The organism is Psychrobacter sp. CMS30 (genome assembly GCF_904846565.1).
GTDB lineage: Bacteria > Pseudomonadota > Gammaproteobacteria > Pseudomonadales > Moraxellaceae > Psychrobacter > Psychrobacter maritimus.
Window position 1 is genome coordinate 102,673 of the sequence record NZ_CAJHBF010000006.1, and the last position, 25,112, is coordinate 127,784.

The following is a 25,112-nucleotide window of genomic DNA, read 5'->3' on the forward strand; positions in this document are numbered from 1 at the left end:
ACTTATTATTATAGATAATGAACAGTTGATTTACCATTTAATGTCCGAATGTACCCAGTCTATTTTGATTAGTTCCATGATAGCAGTCTATTTTAAGTGGTCTATAGTCAGTTCAAAATAAAAGCGATACGTTATAGCTATGTGCGACTGGTATAAATTTTCCTTGCTTGCTGTTATCACAGAGGCTACGAAAAATTCATCCCAGTCGCACTGTATCGATTTTAAAGTAATTCTACTATATTAATGGGGTTGAAGGATGAAACAGATGGTTCCCTATTTGAACTACCTTACAAAAAATAAAACATGAGAACACGCTACAGCTCTATTAATTTCTAATTCGTATAAGATATATCCAAATAAATATCGTTATAGTTATTTGTTTACCTAGGATCTCTATATGAATAATAAGATGATAATAATCATTGCTGTCAATGCTATTTTTGCATTTTGGCTAGGCATCAAAGCCCATGAATTTTATTACGATGATATTTGCTTGGATCTAGGCGGTGGCAGAAACCCAAGCGGTTATCCTATTTGTGTCATTGAGCGATAACTATGCTGCGACAATCGACTTCATAGTTGTTAGCCTCACATACAATACTGGCAGTTCGATGCCTGTATAGCGCACCGATCTCGAATAGAATATGCATGGTAAGTACATCATGAAGTACACCACAGTTATCACAACAACTCAAAACCGCGATATCATTAGCCTGAAGCTGAAGGTTCGTCCTCACTAGGAAACCGAACCCGTGAAAGCGCGTGATTAGTTATTTTGACAACTTTTTCATGCCTACAACGATGCAATGTAATTACTCTCATGGGTATACATTGGCTACCGCTTGGGCTTATCTGCTATGTGGGCGCAATTTCTATTGCACCGGCAACGGCACAACCCTGATATGCTTTGCCTGCGTAAGTTAATATTGCAGTAAATTCATTTTGATAGCCATTGTCATCGATACAAAGGTTATTTTTTATATTCACAACAATAGGCTGTCCATTGACAGTACTCGCGTATTCGACACCTTCAGTATTGACAGAACCAGAACCCACCACGGTAACTGTTGCTGTCGTTGGCTTTAAGAAATTTGCCTCTATACTTAGCTCATTTCCTTCAATCACTATTCGCCAAATTTTTCCTTTGTTTCCAAAAGCAGTAAATGCCCCTGACGCTACCGGCGCTTCTATTGTAGGCTGCTTACTCAGATCCGTGGTGTCGGCACGATGGTTACTACAAGCCACTAGAGCTAAGCTGCCCGTTAAGCACATTGTCGTTAGAAGCAAAGAACGCATAATTTTTCCTTTAATATAATAAGAGAACACTACTATTTAGCAGTGTTCTCTTTGTTTACGTGATGAAATTCAGGTTTTTACTACCATAGGTAGGTTTGCGGTAGAACTAGAAGCTAGGGCATTAATTAATACTATCCATTACGGGCAGCCTTATTCAGTAACTTACCAACGTACTCTCTATATTAGTAATACTAATATAACATATCTATAAAGGTTGACAGTGTGGAGTAAGATAAAATCGTTTTTTTACTGTTTGAGTGTTTAAAATATGAAAAACTTAACTGCTGCTATTCTAATTGCGCTTCCTGTTCTAATGGTAAGCCCTACAGTAATGGCCGCCTCTTCAGATGCAGTGGCTAAAACTGTTGATGTTCAATTTAAAAAAGGCGCTAGTTCAGCTAACTATTATGGGAAATTAAAGGGTATTAAGTACGATTCCTATACATTTTATGCCAAAAAGAACCAAAAGCTTTCTGTTAAAACAACGGGAGGGAATGTAGATTCTTATTTATTCCATAAGAATTTAGCAGACTCTGTTAACGTAGGAGAGTACGCCCCTGAGCTGGATGACCAAGGTTATTACACGCTTCCATATTCAGGTAAATATGAATTACGTATTCTTCAGCCACGTTCTCAAGCTTCTAAAGGAAAAACACCCCCATATTGGCTAGAAGTATCTATTCTATAGGTATATAAGCTTAATAATGGAGAGCATCCTATATTCTGTGTAACAGCCATGTGGCTTTCATCAATAATTACACAAAATGTAGGATGCTCTCAATATTTTTTAAATTAAGTCTCTTTTTAGTTAAAAAAATCTTTAACCAAATTTCGCATTCTTTACAATCTTACACTTTGTAAAAGTCAGTCAACCTGGATGTTTTTCTATTACCTATATTATTAAGCCTAACCTATGGACAAACCATTGAAAAAATTTAGCCTAGTATTCTTACCATCATTTTTGTGGGTCGTATTAACTGGGCTAGGATTTGGCTCTCAAAGTTTATCTAATTTGATTGAACTTATAGGAATTTTTATAGTATCTGTGCTGTGTTTATTTAGCCCAGAACGATTTATAAAATACCAATACCTTCTTGTAATACTCTTAATAATCACTGTCTTAGTGCGTTTTTTAACCCCACATATTCCGGAACAATTTCTTTAGGCTTATTAAATCAGTTGGCTATCTTTTATTTGCACTTCTACTAACTGCCTGCCAATCAAGTCTCAAAGTTACTGAACCAAATTCTTCAAAGCCAACATTTACAGTTATACTGAACCAAATTCTTCAAAGCCAACATTTACAGTTATACTGAATCAGGGCTATTTAAGGGCAAGTCTCGCTTAGCAAAGAATGGCTCAAGTGATATCAGAGCAAAACTGTATATGCCGGCGCTAGTCGCCATTAAGCATAATCCTGACATTAAGACGCAGTATAAGCGACTGCTTGCTAACGGTAAGTGTAAAATGCAGGCTTTCTGCGCAGTTATGCGTAAGCTTGTGCATATTTGTTTCGGCGTGGTTAAACATCAGCAGCCTTACCAAGCAAGAGTTGATCTAATTAGCACTTGATTTGGCTTTTTTAGGATAGTATCTCTTATACGCTGTCCAGTTTTATTATGCCATTACAGAACGCCGTCTTTAAGATTTATTTCTCACTACTAATCCAAAAAGTCATACGTAGCTTAAACCAGCTTATTGAATATGAGGGTAAGCCCGTGCAAATAAGATGTGACAATGGCCCTGAATATCTTAGTAGTGCGCTCAAAGACTGGGCTTTCGATCAAGTCATCATCTTGAGTTATATTGAACCTCGCAATCCACAGAAAAATGCTTATGTGGAGCGTTTTAACAGAACCATGCGCTATGATTGATTAAATCAAGAACTGTTTGATAACCTAGAGCAAATACGCGAACAAGCAGTAAATTGATTATACCATTATAATCATGAACGCCCAAACGTCGGCAATGGTGGCTTTACGCCGATACAGAAGCTAAATAAGGGAGCTTAATTCTATTTGGTAAGTATTTTATTGTGGTGATGATCACCCTTCGTTCTCTAGCAACGCTGATAAAAACGCTTTAGACTGGCTATAAGCACAGCACAGTCCATTCAATTAAAATACTCATGCTCAAACACCAGTCTGAGGGATTTTTAAAGAAAGCTTTTAGTTTTAAGATATATAGTTATCCTACCCAATTTTTTGTCTAAACCTCATAGATTCAAGAGTAGCAAGCCATATCAAAGGTAGGATAATCAGCGCAGAACCTATTAACAAAGTCATACTTGGCACTTCGTTAAACCATATGATTCCGACCACCACCGCCCCTATTAAACCTGAGTATTCCGCACTAGAGACTTTGTATGCTTCAATGTGTCGGTACACCTGTACGCATATACCCGCATAAATCAAAATAAATACATTTGAACTGGCGGCCGTAATCAATGAGCGCCAATCAAATGGCTGTCCCTCCCAAATAGCCAAACCAAGCGCGAATGGGATTCCTAATAAATTGGTCAAAAGTAGCGTTTGATAGACAGTATGATGTTGTGGAAGTTTACGAACTAAGAGATTGTTTATCGCCATGGTTACCGCTACTATAAGCGCAAAAACTGCCCCTAAATTAATCTGTTTTGGTTGTACGATAACGAGGATACCAGCAAAACCTAACATAGATACCGCTATAGTTGGAAAGGTTAATCTGTCTTTATAAAATAAAAAACCTAGTGGTAATACAAATAAAGGGGCGGCATAAAAAATAGCGTTCGCAGTCGCGAGAGGCAATACTTGAAGAGACAGTACCATGAATATCACACCTAACAACCAAACGTGACTACGGACAAAGTGCCATTTCATATTACTGAATAACTTGCTCTTTTTATAGAGTAAACAAAATGGCAACAGCATTAAAACCGCTGTTAATTGACGAAATAGGATAAATTGATATACCGCCGTCTCAGAGGGCAAGTCCTTTATCAAGGCGTCTGAGAAGACCGCAATGATATTTCCTAGTACCAATAGCGTCATGGCAAATGCAACACTCATCTTTGGCATTCTTATCCTCCTCGCCCTACTTTAAATTCAGAAACTGTTAAAACTCCAATGGATTCATGCTGATTTAACGATCTGTCAGGCAGTATATTCAAGTAACGCTATGATGTATAATGATATAAAACATACTTAGTATTAGCTGAGGTAATAATGGATTTGCCCCCATTGCGTGCCATACAGTGCTTCGAATCCGTTGCACGGCTTAACAGCTTTTCAAAAGCAGCAGAGAGCCTCAATGTGACACAAAGTGCCGTGAGTCACCAAATACGAATCCTTGAGAAGTATCTTGGGGAAGCAATGTTTTACAGGCAAGGCCGGACCTTTTCGTTAACAGAGGTTGGTGAGCGTTATTTCACAGATGTGAGTGGCGCTTTGGGTCTTCTTTCAGATAGTAGTCAGATTATTAAGCATGGAAAACCTGGGCATATACGCTTAGCTCTGTACAGTTCAGTCGCAGTAAATTGGTTGATCCCTCGATTAGAAGACTTCTATAGACAGTATCCAGAAATAGAACTCACTTTAGATATGGTTAATCATCCGTCTGATCATAATGAGCAAAGGGCCGATTGTTATATTACCGTCAATCCCCCTCCACATGCTTTCATCAGTAAGTTTTTATTTTCTGAAACTTTATATCCTGTTTGTGGTCAAAAGCTTTGGGAGAAAATAAGAGATAAACCACTTCCTGATACATTGTGGCGGCATCCAATATTATCCGTGAGGTATACAGATATAAGTGAGAATACAGCGGAGGATTGGCTGCGGTGGGGTAAGGCAGGCGGATTTGAGTTACCGAAGGATATAAAGATAAATCATTTTAGTCATGTACTACTAGCGATAGAAGCCGCACGGTATAATCTGGGAGTTACCCTCGTTAACAACTATATGATACTAGATCCATCTTATAAGCAGAAACTCGTTAGAATCCCAATGCATGAACTACTAACAGGGGATAAATTTTACTTCGTTTACAAGGAATTAAAGAATAATCAGGATGATATTATTAAACTATGTAAATGGTTAGAATCTCAGTGTGAGTAAAGAAATCCTCTATCTTATTTGTTGTTACAAGAAAAATAATGATTTGTTAAGGGATTTAAAATGATGATTTAGAAAATCCCGATTCAATAACTCATAAACACTCGTATCCTCAAAAAATAGTCATTCATTTTATCTGATATTCAAATAATATAAGTTAATAGGTTGAAGTTTAAAAGAAATAAAGCTCATTACATTTAGTGAAAGTCGAATTAACTTTAGAATAAAAACGGAAATTTATACGTTTTTTTATTGTTTATCTGTTAGTGATAATAGCTGTTATCATATCTACTCTTAATATGGATTAGGGTCTATATATATATTTATTTAAACTTGCCCAAATAACATTACGCCATGTATTAATGAAGGGCCTAAGAATACCATAAATAATCCCGCTAAAATCATTGTTAAACTGGCTATAACGCCCTCATCCTCATTGCGCTGACTTGCCCGGGCTGTACCAAAACCGTGTGATGCATTACCAAATGCGATTCCATTTGCAAGATGGGAGCGAATACGAAAAAAAGTCAAGATCATATCCCCTAAAATCATTCCCACCATCCCTGTAATCAAAGTAAACAATGAAACTAAAGAGGAAGATCCGTGAATTTTTTCAGATAAGTCTAACGCAAATGGTGTCGATATTGAACGGGCCATCAAGCTATAGGTCAAGGTCCTATCAAAATGGAACAAGCCAGCGAATATATATATGCTTAAGACTCCCACCACCATCCCAACAGTTATAGAAGCGGTCAAAGCCAAAGCATGTTGACGTATTAAACGACGATACTCATAAATAGGTATAGCAAACGCAACCGTTGCGGGGGCAAGTAACTGCACAATCCAAGCTGTATCCTTCCAATAAGTATCATAAGAGATATTAAAAATAATCATTAATGAAAGCGTTATTACTGGAACCGTGATAGCAGGGTTTAGCCAAGATTTTCGATAGCGCACATAGATTACTTTAGCCATATAATAAGCAGCTAATGTCCAAATGAGACAAAGGATTGACCAAGTATTCATCGCAAATACTCACGCATTATTATCATTTTTTAGGTTTAATTGGGCTTTATGTATCTGATGACGATACAATCTACGTTGCAAACGGCGCCCCATGATAAAAGTTAATGCTGAGCTTAACATCACCATCGCGGTACTCAAGATAATTGTCAGCATTAATTGCCATCCCTGACTGACAAACAGCGCCTTATACTGAAGTATTGACATCATAAGCGGGATAAACATTAATACTAATTCACCCAAAACAAATTTTGCACCCAATCTGACCCAGTTAACCTTAATAGCACCACTCATTAATAAGATCAGCATTAAAAGCACTCCTAAGACGCCTGAGGATACGGGTAAATGCAATAACTCAACCAATATCGCAGCACAATACCAGACAGCTGCGATAATAGCGCATTGCATAAGGACATGAAGCAAGGGTTGACGGTAAAACTTTTGAAGTGTAAGTTTTTTTTCAGCTACAAAAGAGAGGAGTAAGCGAATATTAAGATTACGCATAATAGTTGTTGTTTGTTAATTAGAGACCACTTATTATAAGAACACTACAGTCATAAATTATGAATTATATTTTTATTTTTATTCCTAATTTCTATAATAAATTTCATTATCCTTGCTAACTGTGGTTTATTATTTATGATAACTTTGAAACAATTACGCTGCTTTGTGACAGTCGTAAAAACAGGTGGGTTTCTTCAAGCCAGTATTCAACTCAATTTAACCCAACCTACCGTTACCAAATCCATCAGTAATCTTGAAGAACATTTAGGCGTAGCTCTGTTTGATAAGCCTTTAACTCATAAAAAGCGGCGAGTTAATTTAACGGAAATTGGCGAAAACCTCTATATTCAAGCAGTGGATATCTTACAAAAGGCAGATAATCTTGAACAAACAGTAGTAGATTATCAGCAATTTATAGGTGGTAAATTGCGTCTGGGGATTTCACCGCTAGGCAGTGAAATACTAAGCAAAGCTATTTTTAACTTTTACCAAATGCATCCTAGTATAGAAACTTCACTTATCGAAGATGGTGCTGAGTCACTTAAGCAGGCCCTTCTAGAGGGGCAACTTGATGTGGCAACATTGATGAAGCCGATTGACGATGATATTGACTACTTGTCGATATGTTGCTATCCAGTGGTGGTCGTAGCAAACAAGAACCGTATGGGTAAGCAGAAAACCAAGGTAACACTTAAGTCACTATCAAATGCACCCCTAATTTTATTTACCTCCAATTCATCATTTACTCCAATGATTATAGAAAACTGTCAATCACTAGGTTTTGAACCTAATATTATTTGCCAAACCAATCAGTGGCACTTGCTTCTTGACATGGTAAAACAGGATATGGGTGTGACTCTTTTGCCTCAATATTATACTCAAAAGTTGGATTTAACAGGATTAGTCTGCTTGCCACTAACCCAACCTCAGTTAAAATGGGAGCTTGTCATGGCTTGGCGTCGTCATCGCTTGCTTACACCAAGTATGCAAGCTTGGCTTGATAACATAAGAAAAAATATATAACCAGGCCTTGATAATGCTTTGGCTGAAACAGGGAATAGGTTATACAAAACAGAGGTAATTGAATATTTAAAAGCAGATTGGCAAGGTTTAGCGAATGTACAACTTGCGACATTGAATTGGGTAGATCGGTTCAATAAAAAGCGTATACACAGTGCATTGGGCTATGTATCGCCTTTTGAGTTTGAAAGCGGTATTATTATAGTTTGATCCTGTCAGGCATTGCTACCTGACTCAATTAAATCGGCCTCCGATAAACTCGGGGCGGTTCAGTATTGCTATAAGCTAAATGACAGTTACACAGAATCTGGAATGGTCTCTAGTAAATTACCATCTTTATCGAATAGGCAATCGACCACAACCAGAGGAGTAGTATCCACGCTATTTTTAGCGTAGTAATGCGTTGTAACTTTGAAATTACCGTTATTTAATAGTCTGTAGTCTGTATTTTTGCGGTTAATCTCCATAGACTTAAGGTTTTTAAGCATAGGTTTTGTCGTTTCTTGGCACTTCGTTAGCAGTGCAATCTTTGATGTTTTGCGAGCTTGTTCGAGTTCAGTGTCTTTTTCTTCATAAAATGAGTTACTGTCGCTTTGAATCCAAATATAAAATGCTGCAAATGTAATAATAGACAAACCTGTCAGCGTCTCTTTTTTCATGATATGACCCGTTTATTAGTAACAGATGAAGATATTTACCAAAATACAATCATAGTTCATTAACCCATACAGTACACCACAAAAGTGTTTATTCAATCAATTTACAATTATAACTAATATTCTTATTGGTCTCTGTCATCATTAGGAAAGAGCTCAGTCTAAACGCTTTCAATTCATGCTATACCGTTGCTAATTAAGGCCACTCTTTTAAAGCAACCTCAACGAAACTTAAGCGATCTTGACCAAAAAACATCTCACCGTTCACGAAGAAACTAGGCGCACCAAAAACACCTCGTGCCACAGCTTCTTCAGTGGTATCTTTCAAACGCTCCTTGACCTCAGTCTCACTAATACGTGCCATAAAATCAGTCACGTCAATGCCTGCTTTGGTCAAAACTTCAGCCACAACCTCGGGTGACTCCATGTTTAGCTGTTCAGACCATAAAGCGTTGAAAATGGCTGCTAAATAAGTCTGGAACTCAGGTTCTTCCAAGTAAGCGGTCGCACCTCTCATTAAATGCATCGTATTCAACGGGAAAAATGGATTGAAGTTAAACGGCACCCCATAAATATTTGAAAAACGTTTAAGGTCTTTGAGCATATAAGCACCTTTAGCAGGAACCGCAGCTGGTGACGCATTACCAGTGGCTTGAAAGACAGCACCAAGCAGCATAGGCCGCCAAATGATTTTAGCGTTGGTGCGCTGTGCAATACTCTCTAATTGTGTCCATGCCAAATAACTGGCTGGGCTGCCTACATCAAAGAAAAACTCTACTTTTTTACTCATCTCAAAGTACTCCTGACAAAATATATTAAAAAGTTTCTAAAAAGTCTCTAACCATGGGCGTAGATCAAGCTCATGCGTCCAGCTGTCTCTCGGTTGACAATGCAATTGCCAATACTGCTCAGCGATATGCTCAGGATTTAAGATCCCGTCGTGGTCTTTAAGTGCATAGCGCTCAGGAAAATTGTCGCGAATAAAGGCGGTATCAATGGCACCATCAATGATAGGGTGCGCCACATGTATACCTTTTGGCCCTAACTCTCGAGCCATACTTTGCGCCAAAGCCCGTAAAGCAAATTTAGCACCAGCAAAAGCAGAAAAACCTTTACTACCTCGTAAAGAAGCCGTCGCGCCAGTGAAAATAATCGTACCCTTTCCACGGGGAAGCATTGCTTTTGCCGCCTCTCTACCTGTGAGAAATCCAGATAGCGCTGCCATTTCCCATACTTTTCGGTAGACTCTTTCTGTGGTGTCTACAATGGAAAAATGGACGTTCGCACCAATGTTAAATACCACCACTTCAATCGGCCCAATGTCTTGTTCAATATGGGTAAACAGCTCAACCATCTCTTGCTCTACACGCGCATCACAACCAAATGGCTTTGCTATTCCACCAGCGGCTTCAATATCACTGACTAGCGAGCTAAGTTTGTCGACACTCCTTCTGGTCACGCATAAGGTAAAACCTTCTCTTGCAAAACGTCTCGCAACAGCGCTGCCGGTGGCATCGCCTGCGCCAATTACAACTGCTACGGGTGCTCTATACATCTCTATTTCCTTATAGGTTCCTTTTTAGAACTAACAAAAATATAGCTTTCTTTTCAGAGACTGTCAAGCTAATCTATTACTCACACATGTAGGAGGTAACATATGCGTTGGGATGAACTTGATAAACAGCCTTGCTCAGTAGCTCGCACTTTGGCAGTCATTGGTGATCGTTGGACGCTAATGATTTTACGTGACTGTTTTTTAGGTGTCAGACGTTTTGATATATTTGAGAAACGCTTAGGCATCACACGTCATGTCTTGTCTGACCGGCTTCGTAAGCTGGTTGAATTTGACGTTCTGAAAAAAGTAGCCTATCAACAGCAACCACTGCGCGAGGAATATCGATTGACAGAGCGTGGTTTAGATTTGCATTCAATCGTTTTAGCATTGGTTAGCTGGGGAGACAAACACATGGCTGATGAACGGGGTGCGCCGCTGCTACATAGACACAATAAGTGCGGCCAAATAATGCATTCCGTAACGGTATGTTCAGAATGCCATGAACCAATTAATGCACGGGATATTAAGGTTGAAATAGGACCTGATTGGATAGGTGACGATGAGCTTACTATATGAAGAGAGTGTTCTGCCAAGCGGCTTTGCAGTTGCTGAGATATTGCCATTATTGTCTACTATCTGTTTAACTGCTTGAGCTTTAAGGTAGTTTCTGTAGGCCCTGATTTTTTTATGCATGATAAACGCCTGTTATGATGCTTAGTCTACCAAGTTCATCTCTACGGTCTTTTCAGCATAGCTCAATATCAATATCGGGGTGGCTCATTTGAATAGGCAGGTTATTCAATAAAAATCTATCAGGCTTAGCTGCCTGACTCAGAATGTTAAGTCTCCGACCATCTCAGGACAGTTCATTCTTAATGGCCTTTTTAAGAGATCTACTCAAAAATAAGTACTCTAGATTTGATTCTAGATGTTATTCTTAAGGAATGCTTTAAAACCATAACTAACTGCTTGAAAGCAAGGGATAAATAATGTTTCCGCTCTAATTAAATAAGCTTTGGTATTAGAACACTATGCGCTGTCCCCAGCAAAACTAAACTACCGCTATCGCAACAACCCAACTCCCAACTCCCAACTCCCAACTCCCAACTCATCATAACTTATAAAATAGGGCTTAATAAAAGATGGATACCTTAAATATCGTGTATCTCGTAGGAGCAGTGTTAATTTTTGCCAGTATTATGGCGAGCACTTTATCAGCACGTTTGGGTGTACCTCTTTTGCTATTATTTTTGGTCGTTGGGATGCTGGCTGGTGAAGAGGGTATCTTGGGTATTGAGTTTTCTCAATATGCAATAGCCAATTTTGTCGGGCAGGCGGCATTGGCTTGTATTTTGCTAGACGGTGGACTGCGTACTTCTTTTAAATCGTTTCGAGTTGGACTAAAACCAGCAATTACGCTAGCTACTTGGGGCGTACTTGCGACCGTAATGATACTAGGTGTATTCGTCACGTGGCTGCTTGATGTCGATTGGCGCTTTGGGCTATTGCTAGCGGCAATCGTTGGTTCTACCGATGCGGCAGCGGTGTTTTCACTGCTGCGTAATGGCGGTGTTAAGCTTAACGACCGCGTCCAAGCAACTTTGGAACTTGAGTCTGGCGCCAACGACCCGTTAGCGATTTTATTAGTCACAGGATTAATTGCTTTAAATGTCGACCCCGCTGGGCAGACAGCGCTAGGCTTTTTAGGGCTGCTATTACAGCAGCTTAGCTTTGGTCTAGGAATGGGCTTGTTCTTCGGGTACTTCCTCTCTCGGTTATTACCCAAAATACACTTGGCAGAAGGCATGTATGCCATCTTGATATTATCGGCTGGCTTAGCAGTGTTTGCTGCCACCAACTTACTAGGCGGAAGTGGCTTTTTAGCCGTCTTTGTCACGGGTATTCTGATTGGCAACCATAAGGTACGCTCAACTGAGCATGTCATGCGCGTAATGGACAGCTTTGCGTGGTTGTCGCAAGCGGTGTTATTCGTCGTATTGGGTTTATTGGTCACACCATCGAACGTTCTTGAAGTTTGGCCTTATTCAGTGGCCATTGCTACCTTTATGATTTTAGTGGCTCGTCCTATTGCAGTCTATACCAGTGTTTTACCTTTTAAGTTTAAAAACAAAGAGATCGGTTTCATCTCTTGGGTTGGTTTACGCGGTGCGGTACCCATTACCCTTGCCATGTTGCCAGTGATTGCAGGGGTAGATAATGCCTTTATGCTATTTGATATTGCTTTTGGTGTGGTAGTTTTATCATTAGTATTACAAGGGACGACCATTCCTTTTATGGCCAATCTGTTTAAGGTGCGTATTCCTAACAATAAGGGCCCAAAAGAAGAGCATGAAGTGTGGGTGTCAGATAGAGCAAGCATTACGTTGTATGAATTTGAAGTAAAGTTAGGTGCGTTTGCAATTGGTCGTCATCCGAGGGATATCTCTACGCGCATCAGCCCTGAAGGAATCCATGTTTTTGCCTTGGTGCGTGGTCAGCAAATCTTGGCAATTAATGAAGAGACTAAGCTCAAATTTGGCGATAGCGTTTGGTATGCCATGAGTGGCGATTATGCCGATCAGATTGCGAATGTTTTTAATGACACGACGTTAGACCGTAGAGCCATCGATGATTTTTATGGCGATTGGATGCTATCGCCGAGTGTCAAACTTAAAGATGTGCCATTCTTTACCGATAGGATGAAATCCGAATCTCTAGAAGATACCCTGAACACGAAAAACATGTGGGAACAAACGGTTGCTGAATACATTAAGGATAGCTTAAAGATGGCACCCGTAGCAGGCGATACGGTTGCGATTAATGAGGAATGGTTGTTGGTTATTAAAGAAGTTGATGACCAAGGAAGACTGAGAACGATTGGCTTAAAACAACTAGAGGTGCCAACAGTGGCATAGTCTATATCACTGTTAGATATAGCATGGGCTAATGACTGACCGGCAAATATCTCAACTATAAGATACTTATCCAATAGAATTAAGCTGCATTATTTAACAGTTAATGTCTAATTTTAAGCATTCTGATTTATTACGGTATTATCATTAAAGTTTATGCCAATCTTCAATCGCTTTGTACCCAGTTTCTAGTCCTACATCATAGCTATAACGGATTTTAGCTTTATCTTTAGATAATCGACCCGCCATATTTTTCAAGTCGGGTGGGCAAACTTCTAAAAACTTCTGTGGTGATGCAGAATGTAAAAATTGCACCGCATCATTATAACGTTGGGTTCGTGTTAATAAGCTTTGGGCAAAACCATATCGTTGCTTAGAAAAATATTTAGCCAACAGCTGATCGCCTTGGCGACCTGCTTTATAGTAATTGTGAGGACGAGTACGTATTACCATTAGCTTAGCAACACGATCTTGTTGAGCGGCCCAATGCACAGGCAGAGCATCAGCTACACCACCATCGAAATAAGGTTCGCCAAATATCTCGACCGCTTGACGAGTCAGCACTGGTATAGAACTTGATGCTCTTAATCCATCCAAAAAATTATCTTTACAGGCTTTAATATAGTTAGCTTCACCTGAAATAGCATGTGTTAGCACCATGTAAAACTCAGCATGACTGGCAAATAATTGTGCCTGATTTAGTGGATGCTCTTGTTCCACCACGTCCCACATCCACTTTAGATCCAGTAAGTCCCCACCTTTAAGGAAACGACCATAATGGATAAATTCAGGTCGAAGTGAATGATCTAAGTAAATCTGCAGGGTGCGACCTTGTTGCGCAGCTAAATAGTTAGCAACGTTCGTTGAGCCTGAGGACACCCCTACACAAAGATCAAAAGGATTAAATTGTTGTTGTAAAAATGCGTCTAAGACCCCACTGGTAAATGCGCCACGCATTCCACCACCTTCAACTACAAGTGCTTGTCGATGTTGTTTAAGCATTGAAAACCTCGAATTTTTGTGAATACTACCTTTTTAACTCAACCATTACATAGAGCAATTAAGTGAAGCGCCTCGAGTATATCGGAGGCTGATACTTTTCCAAAAAACCATCTTAAACTATCTAGCTCCAAATTTTACTCATTCAAGTAAAACTCAGCCATCCCGTCGAGCCTAGCCTTCACCTCTTTCCAGTTCGGCATTACTTGCGTTAATAGGCGCCAAAAGTTCTCGCTATGATTATGCTCAGCTATATGACACAGCTCATGCAATATCACGTAATCAATGCACTCCTTTGGGGCTTTTATTAAATGAGGATTTAATATTAAATTGCCTTTAATTGAGCAGCTCCCCCATTGCTTTTTCATAGTCATTAATTTTATTGAAGGACTACTATCAACCCATGAGGCCTTATGCAGCAAGGCTTCAAGCCTCTCTCTAGAGACCGACGTAAATTTATCTTTATACCATTTATCAATCAAGCTTTTCACGAGAACTGCTTGTTTTTCAGAGTCTAATTCAGAATCAATTTGAGACAATTCTACATTCAACTTACCGCGACTAAGCTTCACAGTGCTGTTTATTCTATCGTTAGTTTTTGCATCTGTTATCACTTTTAACACATAACGACGACCCAGATAAAACTGGGTTTCACCGCTGACATATCGTTTGGGTAATACATGGTCTTTTTGCTTGGCAAAGTCTTGTAGGCTTTGCCATATCCAACTAGCACGCTTCATCATCGCATCGTGTATCACCTCATCGGTAGCATCGACAGGTGCGGTGGCAACCACACGCTGATCAGGATGTACTTTGATCACAACTTTGCGAGGCTTGGTCTTCTTAGCAATCAGCTTATCGCTTTCAGGCTTATTTTTTACTTCTTTACGCACAATTTCATAATCAATTTTATCCTGACCATAATAAAAGTCACCGTTCTCAGTCATTGCCTACTACCCTCTTGCTGCTCTTAGGCTACTTATCTCTCGAAAGCCCAAGACGGGTAATCTTTAGTACCTCTTCGATGAGCTGTTGCGCTTTATCGATACCCAAATCCATAAATAACATCGGCAGCAATTTGACACTGATAGCATTCTCGATTTCTGCTGGATTAATAGAATACTCAGCCACTGCTGTCTTAACTATTTTATCAATCTCAAAAGCGTAGGTGACCAGCTTGTCATTATCTAGCTCTTTATCCACTAAAAAGTCCGCGTCAAATAAATGCTTAAACAAACCAAAATAAGCCTGAGCATGCTTATTTAATTTACCATTATCATCGATAAACGCATTTGGCACATCAGCAACAGCACGGTCTTTTACTGCTTGCTCAAAGTCAGCAAACATCATGTACTGCTTTACAGGTGCATCAAACATCGCCTTGGCATCAGCAATCGCTTGCTTAAGTAGTTTAGAGAAGTACTCTTGCGCATAAGGATCATCAGCCAAATCTTGCTCAATCATCTTAGTGACACGACCAGTGATTTTATCGGTTTGGTTGCGTGCTTCATTATCACTGAGCGCTTCGGGCTTAACATTCTTACCTAAGTTGCCAACCAAATAAGCACCTTTTGCCTCACGAACTTCAAGTCCAGCGATGTGCTTATCAAGTAAGCTGCGAATATCTGCTTCATACTCATCGTAGTCGATGGTTTCATCAGCATCCTCGCGCACTTGCTTACGTAGATTGATAAAGGCTTTTAGATCGACTTTGTAGCGATCACGCTTGCTATCAAATGATTTATCTGCAAAGAAAGACGCTGATTGTAGAGCAATTTTCATGGCGTTAGAAAATGCGGTCAAAGCCGCATAAAAGTCATCACGCTCTTTAAGCTTGGTATCGACTACTCTGCCATCTATTTCCTGCATCTTAGGTGCAAGCACCTGCCTTAGCGCTTGTCCGTCTTGTTTATTTTTCACCGATGAGAAAATAGCCCACAGCTCACTATGTAACCTCGGTAGCTGCTTGTACTCGGTATCCATAGCGTTATATAGACCCTTAAGGTCTTCGATATCAAAGCCGCCTTGCGTACGTTCTGCTAAGTCTTGATACTTCTCAATAGTGATATCCAGCTCTTTTAAGATACCGCGATAATCCATCAGATAACCAAAGCGTTTTTTCTCATGCAAGCGGTTCACACGCGCAATTGCCTGAATAAGATTGTGCTGCTTTAATGGTTTATCTATATATAGCACAGTGTTCTTGGGCTCATCAAAGCCCGTCAATAGCTTATCGACGACGATCATAATGTCAGGACCATCGTCCTGACTAAAGGCTTCTATAATGGCTTTGGTGTACGCTTTTTCATCACCGCCGTACTCTTTGGCGACATTATCTTGCCACCAGTTCTGAACGATGTCTTTTGATTCGCCATCGACGGTGTCATGCCCCTCACGAGTGTCAGGCGGTGACATAGCGACCACTGAGGTCACTTTGCCAATCTTATCCAAAGCGATCTTGTAGCGGATAGCTGAGGCTTTAGAATCACAAGCCAATTGACCTTTTAGGTGCTGCTGTTTAAAGTTTTGAAAGTGATCAGATATATCATGAGCAATCAGCTCAATACGACCTTCAACCTGATAGATTTGACCTTTTTGGGAGAACTTACGTTTTAGGTCGGTTTTTTGATCATTGGTGAGCTTTTGGGTAATACGATCAAACCATGCATCAATAGCTTGATCGTTGGTATTCAGCTCAGGGATACGCTCTTCGTAGAGCAATGGGGTGACGGTTTTATCTTTGACGGCTTGCTGCATGGTGTAGGAGTGAATGATGCTGCCGAATTTGTTTTCGGTCTTATCGTACTTTAGCAAGGGCGTACCCGTAAAGGCGATAAAGGCAGCATTTGGCAAGGCTTGCGCCATGCGAATATTATTCTCACCATTTTGGCTACGGTGACCTTCATCGACCATGACGATGATATTGGGGCTGTCGTTATAGCACTCATCATATTTAACGGCTGAACCAAACTTATTAATAATTGAGAAAATAACCCGCTCATTACCCTGCCCAATCTGCTGCGCTAGACGGCGACCAGAAGTTGCCATCGCATCCGTTTTGTCGCGATCACTAAGCACACCACCAGAAGCAAAGGTTTTACTAAGCTGAGTTTCAAGATCAACACGGTCAGTGACGACAATAACACGGCACTTCGCGAGCTCTTCTAACCAAATGAGCGCCTTGGAGAAAAACACCATAGTGAAAGATTTACCACTGCCTGTAGTATGCCAAATCACTCCACCCTCACGACTGCCCTTTTCGTCAAAGGTGCTAATACGCTCAATCAGGGCTTTGATACCAAAGACTTGCTGATAACGGGCAACGATTTTGCCAGCCTTTTTATCAAACAAGGTAAACATACGCGTCATCTCAAGCAAACGCTCAGGCTTTAATAAGCTGACAATTAAGCGGTCTTGATCGGTGACGACTAGATCACCGCCATCAATCAATGACTGATATTCATCTTTAATAAAGGCAGGACGATGGGCAAACAGATTCTCAATCTGCTCAGGACTGAGCGCTTGATTTTTTAGACGGGCAAACTCAGGCTCAGAGAACTCTTCTTCGACCCATTTTGCCCAAAACTTTTCAGGCGTACCGCAAGTGGCATATAGACCGTCATTACCATTTACCGCTAGCAGTAACTGGCTATAGGCAAACAGGTGCGGGATTTGTTTTTGGCCTTGATTACGGATGTGCTGGGAGACGGCTTGCGTGTTGGTTGATTGCCACTCTCTACTCGAGTCAGGACGTTTGGCTTCAATCACTGCCAACGGTAGACCATTTATGAAGCAGACGATATCAGGAATGATATTACCTGTCCCTTCAGCATTCTGTACTACCAGCTCTTCGGTAAAGTGAAAGCTATTATTATCGATATGATTCCAATCTATCAAGCTGATGGTTTGCGAGGTTTTTTTACCGTCGATAAACTCAGTCACCGTCACGCCATAGAGCATGGCGTTATAGAGCTTTTCATTGGCGAGTTGCAAGCCTAAGTTCATCGCTGGGTTTAGCTCGTGCATGATCTTATCAATGGCACTGTCGGATAAATGATGCGATGTGCCTTCAAACATAAAGGTTTGCTTGGCTAAGAACGCACGCATGATGGGCAATAACACCACTTGGTTGGTGGCTTTATTAGCATTCACCTGATTAGCGAGCAGCTTATTGCTACGCATGGCATTGCATTGGTTAGGTGGAATAAACTCATAGCCGAGTGTAGTAAGTAAGGTTAAGGCAGGAATTTTTGAGCTGAATTCTTCGGCGAAGTTGAGGCTTTTATTAAAATTAGGGTTGATCATATCTGCCAACTTTATACATAGCGTTTGTTTGGTTGCTTGTTTGGTTTTATCGATTGTAGCCCAAACACCATAAAAGATGTCATAAAAAAGGCAAAGAAAAACCGCCAAGGTTGCGCGTTACCCAAAGGGCACTAAGCGTGGCGGTTATGTTGGGTATAGATTAGTTGATTACTGAAAATGTGTCAATAAACCTCTTTATAAATATTTTCGCAAATGGGTAAAGTTAATAGCTTCTATGCCATGCCCTGCTGCAAACCCATATAAATCAAGATCGGCGGTTAATAAGACACATTTATCTAAATGGCAAATATCAAATAACGCAGCATCCGATAATCCTAGCTTAATAAAGGCAGGGCTAAGTATGATTTGCTTAGCGGATAAATACTTTTCATCGACTGTAACAACAAACTGACTCAGATAACCAAATAGTACTTGCCGCTTTTTTCCTGTGAACCAATCGAGCAAATTCGCAGTTTCTGTCAAGACTTGGGCCTTAGTAATAATAGATTTAAAACCCAGTAAAGTCTTATCCAATATCTTAGCATCAGCTGTCGTGTATGCTCGTGTACGACTAAACTTTTCAACTTCCCCATCGCCAAGCTGAGCCACCAAATACATCGTTAACAGATTGGCATCAAGCAAAACTCGTTTCGACTTGTCAATATAATAATGCGTCACTGTTAACCTACATCACGTATTAACATACCTTTAAAAGCCCCATCTTCGGCACCGATACGAAACGTTTTATATTCGCGTAAGGTTTCTTTTTCTATATTACTTGGCGCAAACGCACTTATTGCTGAAAAACGATTCGGTGTGGTTTCCGTCGTTTTTACTCGATGAGAGTCATAGCCTAAAGTAATTCGCCATTCATTGTCAGACTCTTCAAATACGACTTCTTCTAGTCCTAGATTTTTGATGTTCTCGCCTTCAAACAAATCTACCGCAAATTGTCTAGCAAGTTTTACAGCTTCGGTGACTTCAATCATGTTATCCGCTCCTATTAACGTTTCATTTATTCTAAACTATTTAGATGCGCTAGGGTGGCTGAAACGTACTCTACCTAATATCAGCTTTCCCCATCAACCACCACCCGAACCTTACCCGTCAACAACACCTGCATCAGCGCTTTTTTCTCTTGCTGCAAATCAGCCAACTGCTGCTCAAGCAGATCAATTTCTTTATCGGCATTGATTAACACGGTGGCGATTTTTTGTTGTTCTTTTTTATTTGGATATCTGATTGATGTTTTTCTCAGATCTCCTATACTTATATTAAGTTGAGCGGCACCTGCCGCTTTATTTAATATACTTTCTCTTACTCTATCTGATAAATATATATATGAAACAAAGTCTTGATTCGAATTAGATTTTGCTCTAATTTTCCCTACCCGTTGATTGAGATAACATGGTAAATCAACATTTTTAACTGTAGCGTAATTATCTAAGCTACCAGACATTCCAAAAATGAAGTCACCCTCAGACAATTTATATCTTTCTAGTCCTACAACGGTAGATTTAGGTACTCTCGCAGATTGTGTAAGATTTAAGACACCTTCTTTAAGGTCACTCATTCTAACAATTGAATATGAATCATTTTTATGTTCAACAAACTCATTGCTTTTAAAGGCGTAACCAGTCGTAACATCCACCAAATCTCCCAACAAACCCTCTTCCCACTCACCCTCAAACCGCTGACCCGACTCACCAAGCAAACGATGTTTACCTGTCAGCAATTGCTGCATCAAGGCTTTTTTCTGCTGGGTACTATTGTCAATCAAACGCTCAGTGGTACTAATCGCTTTATCCCAAGTAGATAGGATGTTGGCAATTTTTTGTTGCTCTGCTAATGGAGGTAGTTTTATTTTTAATACTTTGTAGGCTCCAACATTCAGATGTTGTTGTGCCATACCTCCTTTTAAATTAAGAACTTGCGATTTCCCTATTTCCGAATTTGTATAAGAACACAGATATTCAGAAGTTACTAAGTCTGATTTTGGTCTCGCTATAACGATATCAATTGCGTTTGAACCTTCAAATTCTGGTGTAACCACACAGGCTGTACCAGGATAACCAGTTCTTACAATAAGAACATCGCCAACTTTGAGTTGGCTTTTCTTATTTGCTTTATGACCCTCATCTGAAAAATAAACCCAATCACTATCGTTAATAACCCCCTCTCGAACATTAGCTGAACGAAAAGCTTTAACCCCTTTGTCTTTTTCAACGTAATACTGAGATGGTTTAATGACGACACCAACTGAAATAGAACTACAAATATCATTAGCTTCGACTAGTTTCCAACCATTAGGCACCATAACCCAACTCCTTTAAAAACCCTGCCATCTCTACTTCTAAAGCATCGAGTTCAGCCTTTAACTCAAGACGTTCAGTACGCACCGCGACCAAATCAATCTCCGCTTCTTCTTCAAAGGTATCGACATAGCGTGGAATGTTTAGGTTAAAGTCGTTTTCTTTAATTTCATCAAAGCTCGCTAGATACGCGTATTTATCAACACTTTCCCGCGCCTTATAAGTCTCAATGACTTTAGCAATATTATCCTCAGTGAGCTGGTTTTGATTTTTACCTGATTTAAACTCATTGCTCGCATCGATAAACAATACCTTGTCATCGTTCTTGTTCTTTTTAAATAGCAAAATAGCGGCTGGAATCCCCGTGCCAAAGAACAGCTTTTCAGGTAAGCCAATCACAGTATCGAGCAGGTTTTCTTCAATGAGTTGCTGACGGATTTTGCCTTCACTTGACGCACGGAACAGCACGCCATGCGGTACCACCACGCCCATACGTCCTGTGTTTGGCTTGAGCGTTTCGGTCATATGACTGATAAAGGCATAGTCGCCCTTGGTCTTAGGCGGTACACCGCGATGGAAGCGACCATAGGGATCGCTGCTGGCATCCTCATGACCCCATTTGTCCAGTGAAAACGGCGGGTTGGCGGTCACCACATCGATCTGTAATAAGTGCTTGCCGTCTTTATCGAGTAGCAGCGGATTACGGATGGTATCGCCCCACTCGATACGGTGGTTGTCCTCACCGTGTAGGAACATATACATCTTGGCCAGTGCCCATGTCGAGCCAATGGCTTCTTGACCGTATAGCGCATACTTCTTAGAACCTGAGTTTTTGCGTACCATCGCCCCGCACTTAATGAGTAGCGACCCTGAACCGCAGGCAGGATCACAGATCTCATCACCTTCGACAGGCTCAAGGATAGTTGCCAATAAGTTCGATACCTCGGGTGGCGTATAGAATTCACCAGCCGTTGCGCCACTACTAGCAGCAAAGTGCTTGATTAAAAACTCGTAAGCATTGCCAATAACATCGAGGCTACCAACACGCTCAACGCTTAGGTTCAGAATCTCTTTGCCAAAGTCTTCTAATAAATGGCGGAGTAGCTCGTTCTTTTGCTTGTCTTGACCCAATTTATCGGTGTTAAAGCTGATGTCTTGGAAGACGTTTTGTAGCTTGGTGCCGTTGGCTTCTTCGATGGCATGTAGCGCTTCATCAATACGCTGACCGTTGCCCGGCTGATGGCGCTGCTCATACAAGTCCCAAAAGCTGGCACCTTCAGGTAAGACAAAACGCTGCTTGGACATCATGGCGTGGATCAGATCTGGGTTGTCACCGAACTGCTCAACCAGCTTGTTGTACTCATCGCGATAAACGTCGGACAGATACTTTAAAAACAGCATGGTTAAGATAAAGTCTTTGTAAGTATCGGCGCTGATGACCCCACGGAAGGTGTCACAGGCGTTCCATACGGCTTTGTTGATATCGTCTTGATTGATTTGGCTAATACTATTAAGTGTGCTGGTGGGCATTTCTGGTTCCTAAATACTTTGGAAGGTGTGAGTTTTTTATAGTGAGGTAATAATAGCAGGGTCTAGGCTGGTTGACGGATGTTAGTGGCTAGAAGTTCAACTCTAGTAGATATTTATATAAATTAATTGAATAAACTAAGGGGCCAAAGCACAAAGATACTTGATAACAATGTGACTATTATGGGCACTGAGAAGATATGTTTAATAGTGTATATGTATAAGTCATTTAATCATGCTTAGGCGGTACGGAATAGGTACCAACAACATGTGCGACCAAGTCACTAGAGCCCTCTGAATATAAAGAAACTTCGCCTACGATAAGCGTGCGACCTACTTTTAGCAAGCTACATTCAGCAATAATACGTGCTTCTGCTGAGGGTTTACGCAAAAAATTAATGGTCAGGCTTGTCGTCACTGTCAACGGTACAATTCCAATCTTGCCAAGTATAGCTACATAGAGTGCGACATCAGCAATACTCATCAATACAGGACCTGAGACAGTGCCGCCAGGACGCAGCTCGTCTATACCGATATCATGTGATAAGGTCGAACCACTATTACCTACTGCTTCAACAATACATTTGGTTTGAGGAAACTCTAACGCTAAAAAGGCAGCTATTTCTTCTTTGGTTGCAGACATACATACTCCTAGAGTCTAATTATTCTTATGACCTAACCTACTTTCTCATCAAAGGTTAGTGGTCTGTTACTATCGTCGAACGTAGGGAGTGGACCTTTATTTAAATGAGTTAAAAATCTTATCTAACTTGTAGGATAGCATTACTGAAAAGCAAGACAAATAGAAAGCTTCATTACCATCCTAACCATTTATCTCAAAACCTCACGACAATCATCGTCCTCTGATTCTTACCTGCGCTCAGATTTTTCAATCATCTATTTCTATATCTAAAGTCATCTTTACAAGGCATCGTTCTATCTGATTAACATAAAAGTTGGCAGTATGATTTATACCAGCATCTATCCCAATACTACTCTAATAATTGATCACTCGCTGACAGCTTGCTGCAAAAAAGTTGTCGCCGCACTGGTAGCAGAATGCTTCACCCTTATAAGATTGATAATAAGTGAAAGAATTATCTTACGAGTATACAATGAGAATCATGCAGACATCTTGGTTAAGGAACCATTGGAGCTGTTTGGCGTGACTATGACAATGCTAGACGGTTTAAACAATATGAATGAAAAATGAGCCTAACTTACTAGAAACAGTTTTTTAGTGATAGTATATGTTTGAAATCAAATAATGACTTAGAAATACTTAGTTACATTTCAGTATGAGATAAATCCCAATATCCATCTTGCATTCAATACTTAATAGGTGTTGGTCTAATAGTTGGTCTATAAATACAAACGTAAATATTAATACCCTAAGTATCAATTACTTATGATAGTAATTTGACTTCCTCCTTCACCGCCAATCTTATTCTACTTAATCAAAACCTTCAGTTTTCCTGTCTTGTCCCAACCTATCCTAAACACCCATTAATTCCTTTGAAATACAAAGCCTAAAGCTTATATTTAAGCTTCAAGACCCTTATTTAAACACTCGGCAATTGAGGCAACCAAAACACCAATGCCAATAGTGTGGCTAATAGTACGGGCGGCGTTATCAGCAGTCCAACCTTCATATATTGTCCCCAGCTTATCTTATAGTCTTTTTCTGCCAATACGTGTAACCACAATAACGTCGCCAAACTACCAATAGGCGTGAATTTTGGTCCCAAGTCATTGCCAATGACATTGGCATAAATCATCAACTCTCGAGTAGCAGTGGGCACTTGGGCGCTATCAATTGCCAGCGCGCCTATCAGCGTCGACGGCATATTGTTCATCACAGACGCTACGATGGCGGATAAGAATCCTGTACCAACCGTCGCAACGAGCGCGCCTTGCTGACCTAACCAGTTAAGTATTTGCGCGCCATAGGCAGTAAGTCCTGCATTGCCCAAACCATAAACCACCAAATACATACCAATTGAAAACAATACGATTTGCCACGGGGCTTTCTTAAGAATATTAGTCATAGAAAACTTGGCATCACGACCACCTTGCCACCAGCGTCCAGCAATCGCCATGAGTATAAGCGCCGCGGCACTCGTCACTACGGAGATAACCAGCCCGAGCGATTCAGTCGCGAAATAAGCGATTAATAATAATGCCAGCAGTGGAAAAGCCGCTCGAAACACCAACGGGTCTTTGATAGCGGATTGTGGTGAGCTAAGATTTGCCGTTGAGTAGTGTGTAGGAATATGCCGCGCATAAGCAATCCACAATACCAATAGCGTTGCTAGGACAGAGACGATATTTACCGGTACCATCACCGCCGCATAGCGACCAAAACCAATATCAAAATAATTAGCGCTGACGATATTGACCAGATTAGATGTCACCAACGGCAAACTTGCGGTATCAGCAATAAAACCAGTGGCAATAATAAAGGCTAAAGCGGATTTGGGGGCAAAATCAAGGCGTAGCAGAATAGCAATCACAATCGGTGTCAGTAATAAGGCAGCGCCATCATTGGCAAAGAAGGCGGAGATAAACGCTCCTAACAGCACAATCATCGGAAACAATAAACGCCCGCGCCCATTGCCAAGCCGAGCAACGTGTAAGGCCGCCCAGCCAAAAAATCCCGCTTCATCCAAAATAAGGGAGATAATAATCAGGGCGACAAAGGTAAAGGTAGCATCCCAAACGATATCCCAAACAATACCAACGTCAGACCATTGCACCACACCAAATACTAAGGCGACCAAAGCGCCGCCCATCGCACTCCAACCAATGCCAAGCCCTTTAGGCTGCCAGATGACTAAGGCCAAAGTTACGATAAAAATAGCGAATGCGAGCATGAAGTAACCTTAATGGGGCAATTGAAGCAATAATAAAAC

General features: G+C 40.6%; 23 protein-coding genes and 3 pseudogenes. 9 read left to right on the forward strand and 17 right to left on the reverse strand.

What is annotated here, in order from left to right; all coding sequences use genetic code 11:
* The first annotated feature begins 397 nt into the window (after positions 1–397).
* On the forward strand, positions 398–553 hold the full coding sequence (locus JMX94_RS04920) for a hypothetical protein (protein WP_201563740.1): 156 nt from the start codon (positions 398–400) through the stop codon (positions 551–553).
* 302 nt (positions 554–855) lie between these two features.
* Here JMX94_RS04920 and JMX94_RS04925 read toward each other — a convergent pair whose 3' ends face one another.
* A complete protein-coding gene (locus JMX94_RS04925; protein ID WP_110817436.1) occupies positions 856–1,296 on the reverse strand; it encodes a hypothetical protein in 441 nt (146 codons plus the stop codon).
* Between the two features lie 268 nt (positions 1,297–1,564).
* Between JMX94_RS04925 and JMX94_RS04930 the strand changes: the two genes are divergently transcribed.
* The 3 genes and pseudogenes from JMX94_RS04930 to JMX94_RS04940 form a co-directional block, all read left to right on the forward strand.
* Positions 1,565–1,984, forward strand: a complete 420-nt coding sequence (locus JMX94_RS04930) for a PPC domain-containing protein (RefSeq protein ID WP_201563742.1) — start codon at positions 1,565–1,567, stop codon at positions 1,982–1,984.
* A gap of 611 nt (positions 1,985–2,595) precedes the next feature.
* Positions 2,596–2,868: a transposase gene (locus tag JMX94_RS04935; protein WP_201563805.1), complete on the forward strand. Its 273-nt coding sequence runs from the start codon at positions 2,596–2,598 to the stop codon at positions 2,866–2,868.
* 71 nt (positions 2,869–2,939) lie between these two features.
* Positions 2,940–3,308 (forward strand): annotated as a pseudogene (locus tag JMX94_RS04940) (integrase core domain-containing protein); the annotation flags it as partial.
* A gap of 180 nt (positions 3,309–3,488) precedes the next feature.
* Here the strand turns inward: JMX94_RS04940 and JMX94_RS04945 are convergent.
* Positions 3,489–4,352 carry a DMT family transporter gene (locus tag JMX94_RS04945; protein WP_201563744.1) on the reverse strand — a complete coding sequence of 288 codons (864 nt, stop codon included), beginning with the start codon at positions 4,350–4,352 and terminating at the stop codon, positions 3,489–3,491.
* A gap of 147 nt (positions 4,353–4,499) precedes the next feature.
* On the opposite strand from JMX94_RS04945, the gene JMX94_RS04950 reads away from it, so the two are divergent.
* On the forward strand, positions 4,500–5,390 hold the full coding sequence (locus JMX94_RS04950; protein WP_201563746.1) for a LysR substrate-binding domain-containing protein: 891 nt from the start codon (positions 4,500–4,502) through the stop codon (positions 5,388–5,390).
* A 324-nt stretch (positions 5,391–5,714) separates the two neighbouring features.
* On the opposite strand, the gene JMX94_RS04955 is transcribed toward JMX94_RS04950, so the two are convergent.
* Positions 5,715–6,413, reverse strand: coding sequence for an LrgB family protein (locus tag JMX94_RS04955; RefSeq protein WP_201563748.1), 699 nt, complete (start codon positions 6,411–6,413; stop codon positions 5,715–5,717).
* 9 nt (positions 6,414–6,422) lie between these two features.
* Entirely contained in the window at positions 6,423–6,914 is a 492-nt protein-coding gene (locus tag JMX94_RS04960; protein ID WP_201563750.1) for a CidA/LrgA family protein, read from the reverse strand.
* 135 nt (positions 6,915–7,049) lie between these two features.
* On the opposite strand from JMX94_RS04960, the gene JMX94_RS04965 reads away from it, so the two are divergent.
* Both JMX94_RS04965 and JMX94_RS04970 read left to right on the forward strand, forming a co-directional pair.
* Positions 7,050–7,937, forward strand: a complete 888-nt coding sequence (locus JMX94_RS04965; RefSeq protein ID WP_201563751.1) for a LysR family transcriptional regulator — start codon at positions 7,050–7,052, stop codon at positions 7,935–7,937.
* Between the two features lie 9 nt (positions 7,938–7,946).
* A pseudogene (locus JMX94_RS04970) lies at positions 7,947–8,144 on the forward strand (integrase core domain-containing protein); the annotation flags it as partial.
* Between the two features lie 86 nt (positions 8,145–8,230).
* On the opposite strand, the gene JMX94_RS04975 reads toward JMX94_RS04970, so the two are convergent.
* From JMX94_RS04975 to JMX94_RS04985, 3 genes are all read right to left on the reverse strand, one after another.
* Positions 8,231–8,593: a hypothetical protein gene (locus tag JMX94_RS04975; RefSeq protein ID WP_201563753.1), complete on the reverse strand. Its 363-nt coding sequence runs from the start codon at positions 8,591–8,593 to the stop codon at positions 8,231–8,233.
* 193 nt (positions 8,594–8,786) lie between these two features.
* The gene (locus JMX94_RS04980; protein WP_201563755.1) at positions 8,787–9,380 is read right to left on the reverse strand and encodes a 2-hydroxychromene-2-carboxylate isomerase; all 594 of its coding nucleotides are present in this window, start codon (positions 9,378–9,380) and stop codon (positions 8,787–8,789) included.
* Between the two features lie 36 nt (positions 9,381–9,416).
* Positions 9,417–10,145: an SDR family oxidoreductase gene (locus tag JMX94_RS04985; protein ID WP_201563757.1), complete on the reverse strand. Its 729-nt coding sequence runs from the start codon at positions 10,143–10,145 to the stop codon at positions 9,417–9,419.
* Between the two features lie 102 nt (positions 10,146–10,247).
* Here JMX94_RS04985 and JMX94_RS04990 point away from each other — a divergent pair, with 102 nt between their 5' ends.
* Positions 10,248–10,721, forward strand: coding sequence for a helix-turn-helix domain-containing protein (locus JMX94_RS04990; RefSeq protein ID WP_201563759.1), 474 nt, complete (start codon positions 10,248–10,250; stop codon positions 10,719–10,721).
* Here JMX94_RS04990 and JMX94_RS13545 read toward each other — a convergent pair.
* Positions 10,716–10,838 (reverse strand): annotated as a pseudogene (locus tag JMX94_RS13545) (IS3 family transposase); the annotation flags it as partial. The gene JMX94_RS04990 and the pseudogene JMX94_RS13545 overlap by 6 nt on opposite strands.
* Positions 10,839–11,287: 449 nt before the next feature.
* Between JMX94_RS13545 and JMX94_RS04995 the strand changes: the two are divergent.
* Positions 11,288–13,060, forward strand: a complete 1,773-nt coding sequence (locus JMX94_RS04995; protein ID WP_201563761.1) for a potassium/proton antiporter — start codon at positions 11,288–11,290, stop codon at positions 13,058–13,060.
* A 144-nt stretch (positions 13,061–13,204) separates the two neighbouring features.
* Here the strand turns inward: JMX94_RS04995 and JMX94_RS05000 are convergent, their stop codons facing one another.
* From JMX94_RS05000 to JMX94_RS05040, 9 genes are all read right to left on the reverse strand, one after another.
* A complete protein-coding gene (locus tag JMX94_RS05000) occupies positions 13,205–14,059 on the reverse strand; it encodes a patatin family protein (protein WP_201563763.1) in 855 nt (284 codons plus the stop codon).
* Between the two features lie 134 nt (positions 14,060–14,193).
* Complete coding sequence (locus tag JMX94_RS05005; RefSeq protein ID WP_201563765.1) at positions 14,194–15,003, reverse strand: M48 family metallopeptidase; 810 nt, start codon at positions 15,001–15,003, stop codon at positions 14,194–14,196.
* A gap of 28 nt (positions 15,004–15,031) precedes the next feature.
* Complete coding sequence (locus JMX94_RS05010) at positions 15,032–18,361, reverse strand: type I restriction endonuclease subunit R (RefSeq protein WP_201563767.1); 3,330 nt, start codon at positions 18,359–18,361, stop codon at positions 15,032–15,034.
* Positions 18,362–18,556: 195 nt separating this feature from the next.
* The gene (locus JMX94_RS05015) at positions 18,557–19,003 is read right to left on the reverse strand and encodes a hypothetical protein (protein ID WP_201563769.1); all 447 of its coding nucleotides are present in this window, start codon (positions 19,001–19,003) and stop codon (positions 18,557–18,559) included.
* Positions 19,004–19,041: 38 nt separating this feature from the next.
* A complete protein-coding gene (locus JMX94_RS05020; protein WP_201551384.1) occupies positions 19,042–19,350 on the reverse strand; it encodes a hypothetical protein in 309 nt (102 codons plus the stop codon).
* 80 nt (positions 19,351–19,430) lie between these two features.
* Positions 19,431–20,678, reverse strand: coding sequence for a restriction endonuclease subunit S (locus tag JMX94_RS05025; RefSeq protein ID WP_201563771.1), 1,248 nt, complete (start codon positions 20,676–20,678; stop codon positions 19,431–19,433).
* The gene (locus JMX94_RS05030) at positions 20,668–22,203 is read right to left on the reverse strand and encodes a type I restriction-modification system subunit M (RefSeq protein ID WP_201563773.1); all 1,536 of its coding nucleotides are present in this window, start codon (positions 22,201–22,203) and stop codon (positions 20,668–20,670) included. Before JMX94_RS05030 ends, JMX94_RS05025 begins: the two co-directional genes overlap by 11 nt.
* A gap of 226 nt (positions 22,204–22,429) precedes the next feature.
* A complete protein-coding gene (locus tag JMX94_RS05035; RefSeq protein WP_201563775.1) occupies positions 22,430–22,843 on the reverse strand; it encodes a PaaI family thioesterase in 414 nt (137 codons plus the stop codon).
* Positions 22,844–23,762: 919 nt separating this feature from the next.
* Positions 23,763–25,073, reverse strand: coding sequence for an arsenic transporter (locus tag JMX94_RS05040; RefSeq protein WP_201563777.1), 1,311 nt, complete (start codon positions 25,071–25,073; stop codon positions 23,763–23,765).
* Positions 25,074–25,112 lie beyond the last annotated feature (39 nt).

Bases quoted from the DNA above. Each gene is read 5' to 3' on its own strand.
- JMX94_RS04960 (WP_201563750.1), bottom strand. From the start codon at position 6,914: ATGCGTAATCTTAATATTCGCTTACTCCTCTCTTTTGTAGCTGAAAAA.
- JMX94_RS04950 (WP_201563746.1), top strand. From the start codon at position 4,500: ATGGATTTGCCCCCATTGCGTGCCATACAGTGCTTCGAATCCGTTGCA.
- JMX94_RS04925 (WP_110817436.1), bottom strand. From the start codon at position 1,296: ATGCGTTCTTTGCTTCTAACGACAATGTGCTTAACGGGCAGCTTAGCT.
- JMX94_RS04945 (WP_201563744.1), bottom strand. From the start codon at position 4,352: ATGCCAAAGATGAGTGTTGCATTTGCCATGACGCTATTGGTACTAGGA.
- JMX94_RS05020 (WP_201551384.1), bottom strand. From the start codon at position 19,350: ATGATTGAAGTCACCGAAGCTGTAAAACTTGCTAGACAATTTGCGGTA.
- JMX94_RS04995 (WP_201563761.1), top strand. From the start codon at position 11,288: ATGGATACCTTAAATATCGTGTATCTCGTAGGAGCAGTGTTAATTTTT.
- JMX94_RS04990 (WP_201563759.1), top strand. From the start codon at position 10,248: ATGCGTTGGGATGAACTTGATAAACAGCCTTGCTCAGTAGCTCGCACT.
- JMX94_RS04980 (WP_201563755.1), bottom strand. From the start codon at position 9,380: ATGAGTAAAAAAGTAGAGTTTTTCTTTGATGTAGGCAGCCCAGCCAGT.
- JMX94_RS04965 (WP_201563751.1), top strand. From the start codon at position 7,050: ATGATAACTTTGAAACAATTACGCTGCTTTGTGACAGTCGTAAAAACA.
- JMX94_RS05035 (WP_201563775.1), bottom strand. From the start codon at position 22,843: ATGTCTGCAACCAAAGAAGAAATAGCTGCCTTTTTAGCGTTAGAGTTT.
- JMX94_RS05030 (WP_201563773.1), bottom strand. From the start codon at position 22,203: ATGCCCACCAGCACACTTAATAGTATTAGCCAAATCAATCAAGACGAT.
- JMX94_RS05040 (WP_201563777.1), bottom strand. From the start codon at position 25,073: ATGCTCGCATTCGCTATTTTTATCGTAACTTTGGCCTTAGTCATCTGG.
- JMX94_RS05000 (WP_201563763.1), bottom strand. From the start codon at position 14,059: ATGCTTAAACAACATCGACAAGCACTTGTAGTTGAAGGTGGTGGAATG.
- JMX94_RS04975 (WP_201563753.1), bottom strand. From the start codon at position 8,593: ATGAAAAAAGAGACGCTGACAGGTTTGTCTATTATTACATTTGCAGCA.
- JMX94_RS04930 (WP_201563742.1), top strand. From the start codon at position 1,565: ATGAAAAACTTAACTGCTGCTATTCTAATTGCGCTTCCTGTTCTAATG.
- JMX94_RS04920 (WP_201563740.1), top strand. From the start codon at position 398: ATGAATAATAAGATGATAATAATCATTGCTGTCAATGCTATTTTTGCA.
- JMX94_RS04955 (WP_201563748.1), bottom strand. From the start codon at position 6,413: ATGAATACTTGGTCAATCCTTTGTCTCATTTGGACATTAGCTGCTTAT.
- JMX94_RS04985 (WP_201563757.1), bottom strand. From the start codon at position 10,145: ATGTATAGAGCACCCGTAGCAGTTGTAATTGGCGCAGGCGATGCCACC.
- JMX94_RS05010 (WP_201563767.1), bottom strand. From the start codon at position 18,361: ATGATCAACCCTAATTTTAATAAAAGCCTCAACTTCGCCGAAGAATTC.
- JMX94_RS05005 (WP_201563765.1), bottom strand. From the start codon at position 15,003: ATGACTGAGAACGGTGACTTTTATTATGGTCAGGATAAAATTGATTAT.
- JMX94_RS05025 (WP_201563771.1), bottom strand. From the start codon at position 20,678: ATGGTGCCTAATGGTTGGAAACTAGTCGAAGCTAATGATATTTGTAGT.